We start from the raw sequence: 15,599 nt of genomic DNA, 5'->3' as shown, positions 1-15,599 counted from the left end.
ACTGTTACCTTCAAAACCGTCGTTCCCGGCCTCGGCGGCCGCCGAGGCCGGGAACGACGGTTTTGGGCATAACAGAGACGATGCGCCTTAACTCCAATTCGTCAACGCCGGCGGAATCAGCAACAGCAGCGCCATCACAAAATACGCCAGTTGCAGCGGCACCATCCACTTGGCCCAGGTAATCCACGGAATGCGCGCCAGTGCCAGCACGCCCACCGTCACGCCCGACGTCGGAATCATCGGCAAGGTCAGTTCGCCCAGCTGGAACGCCAGCACCGCGGTCTGCCTCGAAATACCCACCAGATCGGCCAGCGGCGCCATGATCGGCATGGTCAGCGCGGCCTGCCCGGTCCCCGAGTGAATGAAGAAGTTAATCACCGTCTGGATAATGAACATCTTCTGCGCCGCGAATACCGGATTGGCCGACTGCACCAGCGGCACCAGCGCGTGCAGCATGGTGTCGATGATCTTGGCATCCTGCGCCAGGATCATGGTGCCGCGCGCGAGCGCAATCACCAGCGCGGTGCCGACCAGGTCGCGCGCCCCGTGCAGGAAGGCCGCCACGAATTCGTCGCTGTCGAGCCGCCCGATCACGCCGACCACGATCGCCATCACCATGAACAGTGCGGCGATCTCGTTGATGTACCAGCCGAAGTGGATCACGCCGACCACCATGGCCGTCATGAAGCCGACGAACAGCAGCAGCACGATCGCGTGGGTGGTCGTCATGCCGGACAGGTTGGCCAGGGCGGCACTGCTTTCCTTGCGCTTTTCGATATCGAGCGCGTAGGAGGGGCTGCGGGTCGGATCCTTTTTGATGCGCGCCGCGTACCACATCAGGAACCCGATGGTGAGGGCGGTGGCCACGAACCAGACGATGAGGCGGTAGCCGATTCCCGAGAACATCTGGATCCCGGCGATTTTCTGCGCCACGCCGACGTTGAACGGATTTAAGAACGCCGCCGCGAAGCCCACCTGCGCGCTCAGGAACGGAATCGATACGCCGATGATCGAGTCGTAGCCCAGCGCGAGCGCCAGCGGCACGAAAATGAGCACGAACGGAATCGACTCCTCGCTCATGCCGAAGGTGGCGCCCCCCAGCGAGAAGATGGTCACGAACACCGGAATGAGCATCACGCGCACGAAAGCCGAGTGGGTATGCGCGCGCGCCACGCTGCGGATCATGGCGTCGAGCGCCTCGGTCTTTTGCAGCACCGCAAACGCGCCGCCGACGATCAGCACGAAGCCGATGATCTGGGCCGCCTCGACGAAGCCTTTGATCGGCGCCATCATCAGCGCCACGAAGCCCTGCGGATTACTCTGCACGTACTGGAAGGACGCCGGGTCGATGCGCGGCTTGCCGTCGACCATGATGGTGCCGTACTGACCACCCGGCACCAGCCAGGTGGCCACCGCGATCATCGCCAGGATCAGGAACAGCAGGACGAAGGTATTGGGGATGCGCAGTTTCATTGGCTGAGCAGCTTTCCGGCGCGGTAGGCCACGGCGCCGGCGACCTTGCCGACCGCCATGCCGCGCAGCAGATGGCGGTGCGCGGTGCGCGCAAAAAACACGCCGTCGACACTGCAGCGCAAGGTGGTGGTGCGCCCGCTGCTTGGCTCGACCAGGTCGGCGATGGCGTCGCCGGCCTTGACCTTCTCGCCCAACTGCTTGAGGAACACCAGCACGCCGGCATGCGGCGCGGCGATCGGCTCCACCCCTTCGAGCGGGGTCGGTGCGCACAGTGCGGCGGGCAATGCGGCCAGCGGCACATCGAGCACGCCCGCATGCGCCAAAAACCGCAGCAGGGCGCGCGCGTCGCCCCCGGCCAGCTCGTAGTTCACATCGCGTTCGCCGCGCAGTTCCACGGTAGTCGACAGGCAGGCTGGCGGAATCGGAAACGCCGGGCCGAAGTGCGCCGCCAGGTCCCACCACAGGCGCGAACACGCTTCGTCGAACGGCTCGCCGCCCGCTTCCAGCGCCAGCAGCACGCTGTGCGCCTGCATCAGCGCGGCCAGCGGCGCCACCGCGTCGGCCAGCGGGGTGCCTGCGTAAATATGCAGCACCGCCTCGTTATCGCAATGCAGGTCGAGCACGATGTCGGCGTCGATCGCCATCCCGAGCAGGATTTTCTTGAGCGTGTCGGCGTCGGTTTTCGGCTCCCAGGTGGCGACCGAGTCGCGCGCGTGGGCGCGGATCAGGGCCACGTTGGCATCTTGGTCCGGACCGAGCAAGCCGGCCAGCGAGAGTTTCAGGTCCTCGGCCACGTGCTTGTAGGCGCGGTTGAAATTGGTCCCGGTGGACAGGTCGAAACGGCCGAACGGCGCGCCGTGGATGGCTTGCGCCAGCCCGATCGGATTGGCCGCCGGGACCAGGATGATCTCGCCGCGGATCTTGCCGGCCGCGTCCAGCGCCGCCAGCTCTTTGCGCAGGAACTGCGCCACCAGCATGGGCGGCACTTCATCGGCGTGCAGGGCGGCCTGGATATATACCTTCTTGCCGGCGCCCGGCGTACCGAAATGAAAACTGGTCAGTTGCGAGGACATGCTGCTGTCCTCGAGGGAGATGCGGTGGGTGTTTGCTTGCATGATCGGGACCGTGAAATGAAGTCAGCCGGAAGTGTGGCATAAAAAACCGCCGGCGCGCCGGGTGCCTTTCTGGAATACGACATATTATTTCTGAGCGGGGTATCATCTTGCCTGCAACTAACATCGGCTGCGCGCTGGCCTGTATTCGCCCGCGCAGCCCGACCTACCGAATAAAGGAAGAACCACCGATGCTGAACCTGGCCCGCCGATACTTACAGTTCCTGTTGCTCGTCCTGCTGGCGGCGGGTCAGGCGCAGGCAGCGACAGCGGCCGCGCCGGCCATCCCTCCGGGCGGGCCGAAAGGTTCGCTGGTGATCATCGGCGGCGCGCTGCGCGGCGAGAACGCGGCGGTGTGGAAGCGCATCGTGGAACTGGCGGGCGGCCCGGGTGCGCGCATCGCCGTCTTCGGCTCGGCCTCGGCCAGCCCGGACGTCGCGGGCAAGAACAATATCGAGGTGCTCAACTCCTACGGCGCGGACGCTTTTTTCGTTCCCGTGGCCGTCAAGCTCGACAGCCCCGACTACCGCATCGCCGCCAACGACCAGGCCATTGCGGATGCGGTGCGGCATGCCGATGGCGCCTATTTCGTCGGCGGCAACCAGGCCCGCATCACCGAAGCGCTGCGTAAAAAAGACGGCAGCAGCACCCGCGTGCTTGACGCGCTGTGGGCCATGTACCGTAACGGCGGCGTCATCGCCGGCACCAGCGCGGGCGCGGCGATCATGAGCGAGACCATGTTCTACGACGCCAGTTCGGTGCTCTCGACCCTCAAGCGCGGCGTGGCCGATGGCATGGAACTGTCGCCGGGCCTGGGTTTTGTGGGCAAGGATGTGTTTGTGGATCAGCACTTGCTGGTGCGCGGCCGCTTCGGGCGCATGCTGCCGGCCATGCTGGCCAAGGGCTACAAGACGGGACTGGGGATCGACGAGAACACCTCGATGATCATTCATGGCAACCGCGATGTGGAAGTGCTCGGCTACAAGGGCGCGCTGCTGATCGACTTGAGCGGCGCCACCTTCACGCCGGGCGACTTCAACGTCAGTAACGCCAGGCTCAGTTACCTCGATAACGGCGACCGCTTCAATCTGCAGAATGGGGTATTTACGCCGTCGCCCGAAAAGCTGGCCAACAAGCTCGATCCGGCCAAGCCGTATTATCGCGGCCCGCTGTTCTTTGCCGATATTCTCGGTAACACGACCGTGGTGGACCTGATGCACCGCCTGATCGACAGCGACCAGGCCGACGCCATCGGCCTGACCCTGGGCAGCCCGCGCGACCTGCAGCCGGAACTCGGCTTCGAATTTCGCTTCAGCCGCACCAAGGAAAGCATCGGCTACGTGTCCGCCATTTCGGATATGAACTCGGTTTTCAATATCCGCCTCGACGTGCTGCCGATCCTGATCCGCCAGCCGCTGTACCAGTACAAGTAAACGCTACAGGTAGCGCACCCAGGCCCGGGTGCTCGTCCGCTTGTAGCGCCCGAACCAGCGGCACGGATAGTACAGCGCCGCGATGACCGCCACCGACCAAAGCCACACTTCCCCGATGCCGCCCGCCTGGTGCGCCTGCCCGCCGGAGAGGGCGGCCGTCAGCTCGCGCAGCGCGAGCAGTAGGTACAGGTGGGACAGATAGTAGAACAGGGGTGCGCCGCCGAAGGTGGCGCAAAAGGCCACCACGCGTTCGTTGGCCACTTCCAGCCACGCCAACGCGATCAACCCAACCCCGAGCGTCATCAGTAAAAAGTTGAACGAGGGCGGGTACTTGGTCAGGTTCAGGAACGACATGACCGTGTGCAGCGGGTCGGCCTGCACGGTCCACGGCAACGCCTCGCCATAGATGTTAAAGCCGCGCAGCAGGGCAAGCAGCAGCAGGCAGGCCGCACCCGCCAGCAGCAGGATGCGGCACCGCGCGCCCGCTTCCACCTTGTTCGAGAACAGCGGGCCGGCCGCGTAGCCGAGCAAGATCACCCCGATCCACGCCAGCAGCGGATAACTGATCTTGACCCGCACCGGGCCATCGTTCACCAGGAAGCCGCGTTGTTCGAGCACTGTCCAGGCGCCGTGCGCCAGGCTGCCCGGTTCCAGGCCGGGGAAGGACAAGGCGTTGTGGCCGGCGACGATCACGCCGCCGAGCAGCGCGAGCCAGCGCAGCGGCAGTTTGTGCAGCAGGGCCAGCGCGATCATCGACAGGCCGATGACCCAGATCACCTGCAAATACAGCACCGGTGGCGGAAAGCGGCCCGACCACGCAAAACTGACGAACACCAGTTCCAGCACGATCAAGAACAGGCCGCGCTTGAGCAGGAAGCCGCGCGGGCTGCGCGGGCCGGACGCTGGATTGGCGTACAGCCAGGCCGACAGGCCGGTCAGGAATACGAACATCGGCGCGCAGAAGTGCGCCGCCACGCGGCTGAAGAACAGCGACGGCTCGGTCGTGGCCAGGTCGATCGGGTCGCTGACCTGGCGGTGCAAAAAGAAGGTTTCGCGCGCGTGGTCGAGCGTCATGATCAGGATGATCAGGCCGCGCATCGCGTCGATGGCGGCGATGCGCCTGGTGGTCGAGGCGGCGAGGGTGCTCATGGCGCGCCTCAGAAGCTGTAGCTGGCCGTCAGCGTGGCGGCGCGCTCGGTGCCCGGCGCCACCCACACCTGGTTGTACGAGCTCGTATAGTAAGCCTTGTTAAACAGGTTGTCGATATTGAGGGCGATGCGCAGCTTGCGGTACGGCGTGTAGGCGGCCACCAGCTTGACGGTGGTGTAGGCGGGTAGTTCGAAGCTGCTCGAGGCGGCCACGTCGCCCATGCGCTTGCCCACATAGCTGGCGCCGCCCCCGATACTGGCGCCGGCGTCGCCCAGCGTGAAGTTCGACACCAGCAGCACGTTGGCGCTGTGGCGCGCCACGTTCGGGAAGCGGCTGCCGGTGCGGATGGTCTTGTCGCCCCTGGTGACGGTGGCGTCGGTCCAGGCGTAGGCGGCCGACAGCTGCAGGCCGCGCGCCACGGCGCCCGACACGTCGAACTCCAGGCCGCGGCTGCCCACTTCCCCGGCGGGGATCGCAAAGTCGGCGTTGGCGGGATTGGTGGTCAGGACGTTCTTCTTGTCGATCTTGTACAGCGCCACGGTACTGCTGAGTTTGCCGTCCAGGGCGTCGACTTTGGCGCCCAGCTCATACGACATGCTCTTTTCGGCTTCGAACGCGCTGTTGTCGATGCTGATGCCGCTGTTCGGGCGGTAGGCGCGCGCCGCCGTGGCGTACAGCGACAGCGCCTTGCTCGGCTGGTACACCAGGCCCGCGCGCGGACTGCTCGCGTGCAGGCTTTGCGCGCTGCTCGCGCTGTTCGCTTTAAGGCGATTGTTGGTGACGCTTTGCTCGGCGCTGTCGTAGCGCACGCCGAGCAGGGCTTTCCACTCGCTTGTGAGATCGATCTGGTCCTGCGCGTAAAAGCCGTGCGCGCGCTGGCGTTCGAGCGTATCGATCGACAGTATCAAAGGATCGGCCACGGCGCCGTAGACCGGCTGGAAGATATCGATCGCGTACGGATTGGCGTTCGAAGGATTGCGGCGCATCTGCACGCGGCGGTCGTCGAAGCGATAGGCGTCGACGCCGAACAGCACACTATGGCGCAGGCCACCGGTGGTCAGCTTGCCGAGCAGTTCGACGCGGCCCGACATATCGGTCGCCGAAAAATCGCGGTGGCGGCGCTGGCGGCGCAAGGTGCGCCCGTCGGCCAGCAGGTTGTTGGCCTCCGTCGAAAAGCCGACCAGTTCACTGTCGCGGTACGACAGGCCCGATTGCAACGACCAGTCGTCGTTTATCGCATGCTGCACGAACAACTGCTGCCCGAGCGACTTGACGGTGACCCGGCCGTCGCCCGGCTCGCCAAGGAAGCGCGATACCGGCAGCGCACCGAGCTTGCCGTTCACCGCCGGCACGCCGCGGTCGAACGGGGCTTTTTGCTCGGTCGCTTCGATCTCGTACGAGACCGTGGTGTGCTCGCCCGCCAGCCACACGAACGATGGCGACAGCAGCAGCGTGTCGCGGCGGGCGGTGTCGCGGAAACTGTCGCCTTGCTGCCAGACGGCGTTGAAGCGGTAGGCCAGGGTGTCGCTCACGGGACCGGTGACGTCCGCCGCCGCGCGGTACGTATTGAAGCTGCCCACCGAGGCGCTGACGCTGCGCTGCGGGACGAAACGGGGCTTTTTGGTGACGATGTTGACCGTGCCTCCCGGCTCGCCACGGCCGTACAGGGCGGCGGAAGGGCCTTTGAGCACTTCGACCGACTGCGTGCTGGCGGTGTCGCGCAAGCCGTTGTAACCGCGGCTGGAACTGAAGCCATTGACCAGGAAATCGGAGCCGAAATTGGGGTCGCCCGTGAAGCCGCGCATGGCGTAGCTGTCCCACAGGCCGCCCAGGTCGCTCTGGCGCGCAATGCCGCTGGCCAGGTCGAGCGCCCCGGCCAGGGTGCTCACGCCGGCGTCGCGCAGCACTTCGCTGGTGAGCACGCGCACGCTTTGCGGCAAGTCCAGGAGCCGCGCATCGGTCTTGGTCGCGCCGGTGGCCGACAGGCTGCGATAGTGCTCGCGCTGGCCGCCGATGACGACCGTATCGGTGGGTGCGGGGGCGGCGTCGGCGGCGATGGCCGCCAGCGGCGTGATACTGGCGAGGAGGGCGGCGGTGGCGGTTTTGATGTACATGCGTGGATTTCTTCAGGCGTGGGAGGGCCGGGCAAGGCGGGGGATTAATGCAACTGAGTTGCTATAATAGGTCGGATGCCTCTTTAATGCAATAGGGTTGCGTTAGTGCTCCGGCCAATGCCGGCGGCGACACGGTGGAACCGGTGTTACTTGTTACTTGTTCGCGTTACAGATATTGCAGACGCCCTTGATCAGGAAGTCGACCTGCTTGCTGGTAAAACCGGTGGGCAGGGTAATTTGCGCAGGCAGGGCGATGTCGGTAAAACAGGTCACCATCTCGCAGCGGGTGCACTGGAAATGCGCGTGCTGGTGCCCGTGCTGGCCGGCGCCGGCGTTGAAGCGCCAGACCTGGTCGGCGCCGGCGATGCGGTGCACCAACTCGTGTTCGGTCAGCCATTCGAGCACCCGGTACAGGGTGACCGAATCGAGCGCGTCGCCGGCCAGGCCTTCCTGGATGTCGTGGTGGGTCAGGGGCTTGTTTTGCGCCAGCAGGTACGCCAGCACGCGCGAGCGCGGCTTGGTGAGGCGCGCGCCCGTATCGCGGATCAGTGACTCTGCCTGGCTTTCAATCGTTGTGACCATCTTGGCTGGGATTTCAAAGGAAGCGACATGCTACCACGCAGGCGCTGGCCGCAACCACAGCGCCCAGGTTTACAATGCGGGACGATCCACGCTTGCAAGGAAACCGCCATGCCGCTGTCCCCGTTTCGTTTCATGCGCCGCGCCGTCGGCTTGCTGGCGCTGGCCGGCGCCGCGCAGGCCCAGCCGCCGGCCACCGTCCGCGTCGACTACCAGCACAGCGGCAATGCGCTGCTTGAGCAGTACGCGCTCGAACGCGTGCTGATCGAACCGCTGCCGTGGCCCGGCGACCTGTCGCAAAATCTTGACACCAGCAACCGTGGCCAGAACATGGTCGAAGTGGTCGACGCCAAAACCGGCGACCTGCTCTATTCGCGCGGCTTCTCCACCATTTTCGGCGAATGGCGCACCACCGAGGAAGCCAACCGGATCAGCCGCGGCTTCCAGGAGTCGGTGCGCTTTCCGGCGTTCGGCAAACCGGTGAAGGTGCGGGTGCTCAAGCGCGACGAGCGCAATCAGTTTTCGGTCGTGTGGAGCGTCGAGGTGGACCCGGACGCGCCGGACGTGGTGCGCAAACAGGCCCAAGCGCCGGCCAGGCCGATCCCGATCCGCGTCAACGGGCCGTCGCCGGCCAAGGTCGACCTGCTGGTCATGGGCGACGGCTACAGCGCCGGCGAGATGAAAAAATTCGAGGCCGATGCGCGCCGCCTGGCCGATCATCTGTTTACCGTCTCGCCGTTCAAGGAGCGCGCCGGCGACTTCAATGTATGGGGCATCGCGGTGCCGACCATCGAGTCCGGCGTCTCGCGCCCCTCGACCGGCGTGCACCACGCGTCCGCACTGGGCACGCGTTACGACATCTTCGGCAGCGAGCGTTACGTGCTCACCCTGGACAACCGCGCGCTGCGCGACATCGCCCAGCATGCGCCGTACGAGTTCATCGAAATCCTGGTCAATAACGATACCTACGGCGGCGGCGGCATCTTCGGCCAGTTCAGCACCGCGGCGGCCGGCAACGACTGGGCCAATTACCTGTTCGTGCACGAATTCGGCCACCATTTCGCCGGCCTGGCCGACGAGTACTACACCTCGCCGGTGGCTTACCAGTCGAGTTCTGCGCGCATGGAGCCGTGGGAGCCGAATGTGACGGCGCTGCGCGACCCGTCCAGGCTGAAATGGCAGCGCCACGTCAAGGCTGGCACGCCGCTGCCGACGGCGTGGCCGAAAGCGCAGTACGAGGAGTATGCGCGCGCCTACCAGAAGCGCCGCGCCGCCCTGCGCGCCGCCAACCGGCCCGAGTCCGACATGAGCGCGCTGTTCCGCGAAGACCTGACCCACACCAACACCCTGTTCGCCAAGGCCACCCATCGGCACGACGTGGGCGCCTTCGAAGGGGCCAATTACGAGGCGACTGGCTATTACCGGTCGGAAATGCAGTGTTTGATGTTCGACCGAAGTGCAAGATTCTGTAAGGTCTGTAACGACGGCATCACCACGATCATCGATTTGTACGCAAAGAAGGGGGCCGGAAAATAGGCTGGGGCCTGCAACGGCGGGCGATCCGCGCATGTCGAGGGTCAGTTCGCCTAATTGTAAGTTGCTTTTTGTTAGCTTTATTCTGCGTGCGCTAGCGAACAGACCACATGTCCAGTAAGACATATTCTGGACACCGTTCCTTGACGAACTATAAAGTTGAGAACGATAGATGGCGAACGGACTTCGGTCCAAAACGTCCACGAATAAGAAACCCCAACCATTCTTCTAAAGGACTACACCATGAACAAATTACTCGTTACCCTGATCGCCGGCCTGTTCGCTACTTCGGTTTACGCACAAACACCAGCAGCAACCCCAGCGGTTGTGAAAGCTGAAGCCACCGCCAACAAGGACATCGCCAAAGCTGAAGCCAAAGAAGCCAAAGTTGTTGCCAAGTCGGACGAGAAAGTAAGCAAAGCATCCGCTGACGCTACCGAGAAAAAGACCAAAGCACACTCGAAAGCCGTTAAAGCGCACGCTGAAGCGACCACCGACGTGGCTAAAGCCGATCCGGAAGACAAAATGAAAGCCGAAGCCAAGGCCGAGAAAAAAGTCGCCAAAGCCAATCTGAAAGCCGAGAAAAAAATGATCAAGGCCGACGAAAAAGCTGAAAAAGTGGCTGTAGAAGCCGGCGCCGACAAGGCAACCGCTGCTGCGAAAACCCACGAAGCGAAAGTTGAAGCCGTTTCGGACGTGAAAAAAGCTGCTGCTAAGTAATTATCCAGTTCACCCTCTTGCAGGGTGATGGATGTGAAAGCGGGGCAAGCGTTGCTTGATTGGGGTCTGACCTCAATTAAGCAACACTTGCCCCGCTTTTGTTCGTGCACGTCCTTCCCGCTCGCGCGGGAAGTGGTCTCCGGCGCTGCCGGAGACGACGCTATCAGCCGATCGGTGTCAGCGACATGACCTTGATCTTGGCTGCCAGCGCCTTGCCCTTGCGCGCCCGCTTGCCGAAGTGGACCGCCAGGCCGGACGCCGACAAGTCGACCGCGCGCGGCTTGGCGCCCGCCCAGGTTCCGTGTACGGTCACGCCTTTTTGCGAAATCGGCTGCACCGCCAGCAGCTTTTCCTTCTCATCGAGCTCGATCAGGATCACGCCACGCCCGCCGTTGGTCAAGGTCTTGAGTTCATCCATCCCGAACACCAGCAGCTTGCCGTTTTCTGTCAGGCAGGCCACCGCGCTCGCATTGGCCGCGATCACGCGCGGCGGCAGCGGTTGCGCGCCTTCGTCGAGCGTGATGAAGGACTTGCCGCCTTTGAGCCGGCTGACCATGTCGCCCGCCTTGGCCGCAAAACCATAACCGGCGTTCGACGCCATCAGCAGCATGGTCTGGGCGCTGCCCGCAAAAAAGTGCGGGATGCGCGCGCCGTTCGGCACATCGACCAGGGTGGTAATCGGCACGCCATCGCCGCGCGCTCCCGGCAAGGCCGCCACCGGCACCGAATACACCTTGCCGTTGTCGCCGAAGCCGAGCAGGATGTCGGTGGTGCGGCATTCAAAGGCCGCGTACAGCGAGTCGCCCGCCTTGAAGGTGAACTGCGCCACGTCGTGTCCCACGCCGGTACGGGCGCGCACCCAGCCTTTGTCGGACACGATCACCGTCACCGGCTCGTCGACCACTTTTTGCTCGGCCACCGCGCGCTGCGCTTCTTCGATCAAGGTGCGGCGCGCGTCGCCGAACTGCTTGGCGTCGCTTTCGATCTCGCGGATGATCAGGCGCTTCATGGTCGACGGGTTCTCGAGGATGTCGCGCAGGCTGCCTTCTTCCTTGCGCAGTTCCGCCAGCGCCTGCTGGATCTTGATGGTCTCCAGGCGCGCCAGCTGGCGCAGGCGCAGTTCCAGGATGTCTTCGGCCTGGATGTCGGAGAGATTGAATTCGGCGATCAGCGCTTCCTTCGGCTCGTCCGAATTGCGGATGATGTGGATCACCTTGTCGATATTGAGCAGGACCGCTTCGCGTCCTTCCAGGATATGAATGCGGTCGTTGACCTTGCCCAGCCTGAATTCGGTCCGGCGGCGCACCGTCACGAAGCGGAAATCGATCCACTCCTGCAGGATTTCGGTCAGCCCCTTCTGGCGCGGCCGGCCATCGCCACCGATCATCACCAGGTTGATCGAGCTGGACGATTCGAGCGAGGTATGCGCCAGCAGCATCAGCATGAATTCGGTCTGGTCCTGGTTCTTCGACTTCGGCTCGAACACCAGGCGCACGGCGGCGGCGCGGCCCGATTCGTCGCGGATCGCGTCGAGCGAACCGAGAAAGGTCTGTTTCAAGGCCAGTTGCTCGGGCGAGAGCGCTTTTTTACCGAGCTTGATTTTCGGGTTGGTCAGCTCTTCGATCTCTTCGAGCACCTTTTGCGACGACACGCCCGGCGGCAGTTCCGACACCACCGCCTGCCACTGGCCGCGCGCCAGTTCTTCGATCTTCCAGCGCGCGCGCACCTTCATCGACCCGCGTCCGCTGGCGTACATGTCGGCGATCTGCGCCGGCGGCGTGATGATCTGGCCGCCGCCCGGGAAATCCGGCCCCGGAATAATCGCCATCAGTTCGGCGTGGGTGATCTTCGGATTGCGGATCATGGCCACCGTGGCGCGTGCCACTTCGGTCAGGTTGTGCGAGGCGATTTCGGTCGCCAGGCCGACCGCGATGCCCGAGGCGCCGTTCAACAGCACCATCGGCAGGCGCGCCGGCAGCGTTTTCGGTTCGGCGTGTTCGCCGTCGTAGTTGGGCTGGAAGTCGACCGTGCCTTCGTCGATTTCTTCGAGCAGCAGCTTGCCGATGGGCGTCAGGCGCGCCTCGGTGTAGCGCATCGCCGCCGCACCGTCGCCATCGCGCGAGCCGAAGTTACCCTGGCCGTCGATCAGCGGGTAGCGCAGCGAAAAGTCCTGCGCCATGCGCACCAGCGCGTCGTAGATCGACTGGTCGCCGTGCGGGTGCAGTTTTCCCATGACGTCGCCGACCACGGCGGCCGACTTGCTTGGCTTGGCGCTCGCGCCCAGTTTCAGCTCGTTCATGCGGTACAAAATGCGGCGCTGCACGGGCTTTTGGCCGTCGCACACGTCGGGCAGGGCGCGGCCCTTGACGACCGAGACGGCGTAATCGAGATAGGCGCGCTCGGCGAAGGTCGACAGGGTCAGCGTTTCGGTGTCTTCCGGCGGTGGCGGCGGTGGCGGGTCAAACAGATTGGTTTGTGAGGACATGTACGTAGGTGCTTATGCGTAGGTGCTAAGTAAAAAAGGAGTGTGTTGGTTCGGGTGCCTGCGTGGCGGGGGGCGACGCTTACGCCGACCAGCCCCTGCCGCGGACCACGGCGACCCAGTGTTCGACGATATCGGCATCGAGTTTGAGGTCGAGCATGTCGCCATGGTAGCAGTGGACATGTTCGAGCAGTTCGCGCATGCGCTCCGTGAAGGCGGCGTCCGGATACCTGCCGATGACGCCGCGCGGGTCGCCGTCGAGCAGTGCGCGCACCACCTCGTCTTCCAGCGCGAGCTGGCAGAAATGCTTGTACGAGCGCTGGGCGCGCAGGCGCGCCAGCATCATGCCGGTTTCGTCGGGCATCTGGCGGCCTACGAAGCCGGCGTCGTCGACCCAGTTGAAATGGCCCGCCATCGCCTCGCGGAAGTCGTCTTCGCAGCCTTCGCCGGCGCAGTACTGCACGGCGCACTCTTCGAAGTGGTCGCGCACGTCGATGTTGAGCAGTTCCTCGCCGGCGAACAGCTGCGCCAGATGCTCGCGCGGGTTGCTGTGCGCGCGCGTCAGGAACGCGGCCCAGACGCGGCGCGCCTGGATGATCGTGGTGTCGGGACCGGCGCCGGGCAGGGGCGCCGGCAGGATCTCGGGCAGGCGATATTGCTCGGGCTTCGGACGCGGGCGCGGCGGCGGCGCGGGCGGCTCGAACGCCGGCGCCGGTGGCTCGAACGCCGGCGCCGGCGCTTCGGGCGGCGGCGCGGACGGATCGACTTCGTAGCGAGCGCTGTAGACCGGCGCATCCGGATCGAATTCGTAGGCGGCCACGTACACCGGCGCCTCGTCTGGCGGCGGCGCCGGTGCGGGCGGCGCGTCCGGATCGAACTCGTAGGCCGCCACGTAGACCGGCTGCTCACGATCGTCCTGGCCTTGCCCGGTCTCGCGCGCCTCGACGCGCGGGGCCGGCTGCTCGTCGTCCGGCCAGTCCAGGTCATTGGCCTGGCGCGCCAGTTGCAGCGCGGCCTGGTAAGCGTCGTTGAGAATCTGGAAGGCGACCGGATCGTCCTCGGGACGGGTGACCTTCAGCCTGGCCGCGTAAGCGCGCTTGATCGCGCGCTCATCGCGGCTGGCCGTCATTCCGAGCACGCTCCAGACGTTCATAAAAAGGAACTCCCGCCCAGCTCACGCATGACTTTTGTCAGCGTTTCGTGGGCGCGCCGCATGGCCGTGGGCTGCTGCGTATTGAGCACGCCCGTAAAGGCGGCGATGTGCTCGGCCAGGTAGGCGCGTTCCTGGCCCAGCAACTGCTCGTAGAGACGGTCGGCCTGGGCCAGCAGGGTGCGGTTTTCGATCTTGTCGCGCGGGTGGATTTTCAGTTCGTTCAGTTCGGCCAGGCGCTTGGCCACTTCGGCCTGGGTCATCACGCCGGCGTTCTCGGTGATGACCAGGGTGTGCTTCTCCAGGCTTGGCTGGAGCGTGATTTCCGCTTCCAGCACGCCGCTGATGTCATACGTGAAGCGCACGTCGGCACTGACTTCGCCCGAGCGTTTCGACTCGATCGGGAAGGCCAGCTTGCCCAGGAAGACGTTGTCCGACACGCGGCGCGACTCGCCCTGGTAGACATGCACCACCAGTTCTTTCTGGTAGTCGTTGATGGTGGTGATCGACTCCACGCGCGAGACCGGCACGGTCGAATTGCGCTCGATGATGGGCAGGTAATGGCCGCCCTCGTACTGGTTCGGACCGATTTCGCGTGCGATCGAGATACCCAGCGAGTAGGGCGCCACGTCGGTCATCACCACTTCGGCAAGGGCCGCGTCGCGCGCCATCAGGCCGGCCTGCACGGCCGCGCCCAGCGCGATGGCCTGGTCGGGATCGAGATTGATCGACGGGAAGCGCCCGAACATGCGCGAGACCATCTTGCGCACCAGCGGCATGCGGGTGGCGCCGCCGGCCAGCACCACCGAATCGAGTTCGGACGCCTTGATGGTGGCGTCGCGCAGCGCGCGTTCGACCGGGCCGCGCAGGCGCTGCACCAGGTGGTCGCACAGCAGCACGAACAAGTCTTCGGTCAGGTCCAGGCTGTATTCCTTGCCGGCGCTGGTGTAGGCCATGCGCGCGCTCAGGCTGTCGGACAGGGCGCGCTTGGCGCGTTCGGCTTCTTCGCGCAGGCGCTGGCGCTGGGTGCCGTTCAGTTCCGCGCCGTTCAAGTCCTTGGACAGGCCGCTGCGCGACAGGAAGGCCTCGACCAGCACGCTCGCAAAATCTTCGCCGCCCAGGAAATTGTCGCCGGCGGTGGCGCGCACTTCCATCACCCCCTCGAACAGTTCGAGGATGGAGACGTCGAAGGTGCCGCCGCCCAGGTCGAAGACGAGGAATTTGGTTTCGCGCTTGCTGTCCTGGATGCCGTAGGCCAGCGCCGCGGCGGTCGGCTCGTTGAGCAGGCGCTCGACCCGCAGCCCGGCCAGCTGGCCGGCCACCCGGGTCGCCTTGCGCTGGGCGTCGCTGAAGTAGGCGGGCACGGTGATGATGGCTTGCGTGACCGTTTCGCCGAGCCAGGCTTCGGCGTCTTCCTTCAGTGCGCGCAGCACCATCGACGACAATTCCTCGGGGCGGAACTTGCGCGCCCCGAGCTGGGTTTCGCGCTCGCTGCCCATGTAGCGCTTGAACAGGGCCGCTGTCATGTGGGGGTGGGTCTGCAGGCGCGCGCGCGCCGCTTCGCCGGTCAGCACGGTGCCATCGTCATCCATGCCGACGCACGATGGCGTCAGGAAGCTGCCCAGTGCATTGGGAATGAGGTGCGCCTTGCCGTCGCGCCAGACTGACGCGAGACTATTGGTGGTGCCGAGGTCGATTCCGATAATCATGGTTCAGTGTCCGGGTGTTGTGTTGCAATGCTGGTTAAAAAACCGGGGTCAGACCCCGGTTTTGCTGGTTGGGGTCTGACCCCGGTTTTTCAACCAGCATTGCAAAACCGGCGTCAAAACGGGGGCAAACCGGGGTCTGACCCCC

Annotated in this window: 11 protein-coding genes; 3 read left to right on the top strand and 8 right to left on the bottom strand. The window is 64.7% G+C overall.

What is annotated here, in order from left to right:
* Positions 1-87 precede the first annotated feature (87 nt).
* Both F2P46_RS08115 and F2P46_RS08110 read right to left on the bottom strand, forming a co-directional pair.
* The gene (locus F2P46_RS08115; RefSeq protein ID WP_166887315.1) at positions 88-1,473 is read right to left on the bottom strand and encodes a putative basic amino acid antiporter YfcC; all 1,386 of its coding nucleotides are present in this window, start codon (positions 1,471-1,473) and stop codon (positions 88-90) included.
* The gene (locus F2P46_RS08110; RefSeq protein WP_229509159.1) at positions 1,470-2,546 is read right to left on the bottom strand and encodes a succinylglutamate desuccinylase/aspartoacylase family protein; all 1,077 of its coding nucleotides are present in this window, start codon (positions 2,544-2,546) and stop codon (positions 1,470-1,472) included. The genes F2P46_RS08115 and F2P46_RS08110 overlap by 4 nt, the downstream gene beginning before the upstream one ends.
* A gap of 230 nt (positions 2,547-2,776) precedes the next feature.
* Here F2P46_RS08110 and F2P46_RS08105 point away from each other — a divergent pair, with 230 nt between their 5' ends.
* The gene (locus tag F2P46_RS08105) at positions 2,777-4,018 is read left to right on the top strand and encodes a cyanophycinase (RefSeq protein WP_166887309.1); all 1,242 of its coding nucleotides are present in this window, start codon (positions 2,777-2,779) and stop codon (positions 4,016-4,018) included.
* A gap of 3 nt (positions 4,019-4,021) precedes the next feature.
* Here the strand turns inward: F2P46_RS08105 and F2P46_RS08100 are convergent, their stop codons facing one another.
* The 3 genes from F2P46_RS08100 to F2P46_RS08090 all read right to left on the bottom strand — a co-directional run bounded on the left by F2P46_RS08100 (position 4,022) and on the right by F2P46_RS08090 (position 7,863).
* The gene (locus tag F2P46_RS08100; protein WP_166887307.1) at positions 4,022-5,167 is read right to left on the bottom strand and encodes a DUF1624 domain-containing protein; all 1,146 of its coding nucleotides are present in this window, start codon (positions 5,165-5,167) and stop codon (positions 4,022-4,024) included.
* Between the two features lie 8 nt (positions 5,168-5,175).
* Positions 5,176-7,281 (bottom strand): TonB-dependent siderophore receptor, encoded by a 2,106-nt coding sequence (locus F2P46_RS08095; protein WP_166887304.1) that lies wholly within the window; start codon positions 7,279-7,281, stop codon positions 5,176-5,178.
* A gap of 153 nt (positions 7,282-7,434) precedes the next feature.
* Positions 7,435-7,863, bottom strand: coding sequence for a transcriptional repressor (locus tag F2P46_RS08090; RefSeq protein ID WP_166887301.1), 429 nt, complete (start codon positions 7,861-7,863; stop codon positions 7,435-7,437).
* A gap of 108 nt (positions 7,864-7,971) precedes the next feature.
* Between F2P46_RS08090 and F2P46_RS08085 the strand changes: the two genes are divergently transcribed.
* Positions 7,972-9,396, top strand: a complete 1,425-nt coding sequence (locus F2P46_RS08085) for an IgA Peptidase M64 (RefSeq protein WP_208296541.1) — start codon at positions 7,972-7,974, stop codon at positions 9,394-9,396.
* Between the two features lie 240 nt (positions 9,397-9,636).
* A complete protein-coding gene (locus F2P46_RS08080; protein ID WP_166887298.1) occupies positions 9,637-10,113 on the top strand; it encodes a hypothetical protein in 477 nt (158 codons plus the stop codon).
* A 163-nt stretch (positions 10,114-10,276) separates the two neighbouring features.
* Here F2P46_RS08080 and parC read toward each other — a convergent pair whose 3' ends face one another.
* The 3 genes from parC to F2P46_RS08065 form a co-directional block, all read right to left on the bottom strand.
* Positions 10,277-12,598 carry a DNA topoisomerase IV subunit A gene (gene parC / locus F2P46_RS08075; RefSeq protein WP_166887295.1) on the bottom strand — a complete coding sequence of 774 codons (2,322 nt, stop codon included), beginning with the start codon at positions 12,596-12,598 and terminating at the stop codon, positions 10,277-10,279.
* 79 nt (positions 12,599-12,677) lie between these two features.
* Positions 12,678-13,748 (bottom strand): hypothetical protein, encoded by a 1,071-nt coding sequence (locus F2P46_RS08070; protein WP_166887292.1) that lies wholly within the window; start codon positions 13,746-13,748, stop codon positions 12,678-12,680.
* Positions 13,745-15,454: a molecular chaperone HscC gene (locus tag F2P46_RS08065; RefSeq protein ID WP_166887289.1), complete on the bottom strand. Its 1,710-nt coding sequence runs from the start codon at positions 15,452-15,454 to the stop codon at positions 13,745-13,747. The genes F2P46_RS08070 and F2P46_RS08065 overlap by 4 nt, the downstream gene beginning before the upstream one ends.
* Positions 15,455-15,599 lie beyond the last annotated feature (145 nt).

This window comes from Massilia sp. CCM 8734, assembly GCF_011682155.1.
Classification (GTDB): Bacteria; Pseudomonadota; Gammaproteobacteria; order Burkholderiales; family Burkholderiaceae_D; genus Telluria_A; species Telluria_A rubra.
This window is presented reverse-complemented; position numbering and strand designations above follow the sequence as displayed.

Bases quoted from the DNA above. Each gene is read 5' to 3' on its own strand.
- F2P46_RS08115 (WP_166887315.1), bottom strand. From the start codon at position 1,473: ATGAAACTGCGCATCCCCAATACCTTCGTCCTGCTGTTCCTGATCCTG.
- F2P46_RS08110 (WP_229509159.1), bottom strand. From the start codon at position 2,546: ATGTCCTCGCAACTGACCAGTTTTCATTTCGGTACGCCGGGCGCCGGC.
- F2P46_RS08105 (WP_166887309.1), top strand. From the start codon at position 2,777: ATGCTGAACCTGGCCCGCCGATACTTACAGTTCCTGTTGCTCGTCCTG.
- F2P46_RS08100 (WP_166887307.1), bottom strand. From the start codon at position 5,167: ATGAGCACCCTCGCCGCCTCGACCACCAGGCGCATCGCCGCCATCGAC.
- F2P46_RS08095 (WP_166887304.1), bottom strand. From the start codon at position 7,281: ATGTACATCAAAACCGCCACCGCCGCCCTCCTCGCCAGTATCACGCCG.
- F2P46_RS08090 (WP_166887301.1), bottom strand. From the start codon at position 7,863: ATGGTCACAACGATTGAAAGCCAGGCAGAGTCACTGATCCGCGATACG.
- F2P46_RS08085 (WP_208296541.1), top strand. From the start codon at position 7,972: ATGCCGCTGTCCCCGTTTCGTTTCATGCGCCGCGCCGTCGGCTTGCTG.
- F2P46_RS08080 (WP_166887298.1), top strand. From the start codon at position 9,637: ATGAACAAATTACTCGTTACCCTGATCGCCGGCCTGTTCGCTACTTCG.
- parC (WP_166887295.1), bottom strand. From the start codon at position 12,598: ATGTCCTCACAAACCAATCTGTTTGACCCGCCACCGCCGCCACCGCCG.
- F2P46_RS08070 (WP_166887292.1), bottom strand. From the start codon at position 13,748: ATGAACGTCTGGAGCGTGCTCGGAATGACGGCCAGCCGCGATGAGCGC.
- F2P46_RS08065 (WP_166887289.1), bottom strand. From the start codon at position 15,454: ATGATTATCGGAATCGACCTCGGCACCACCAATAGTCTCGCGTCAGTC.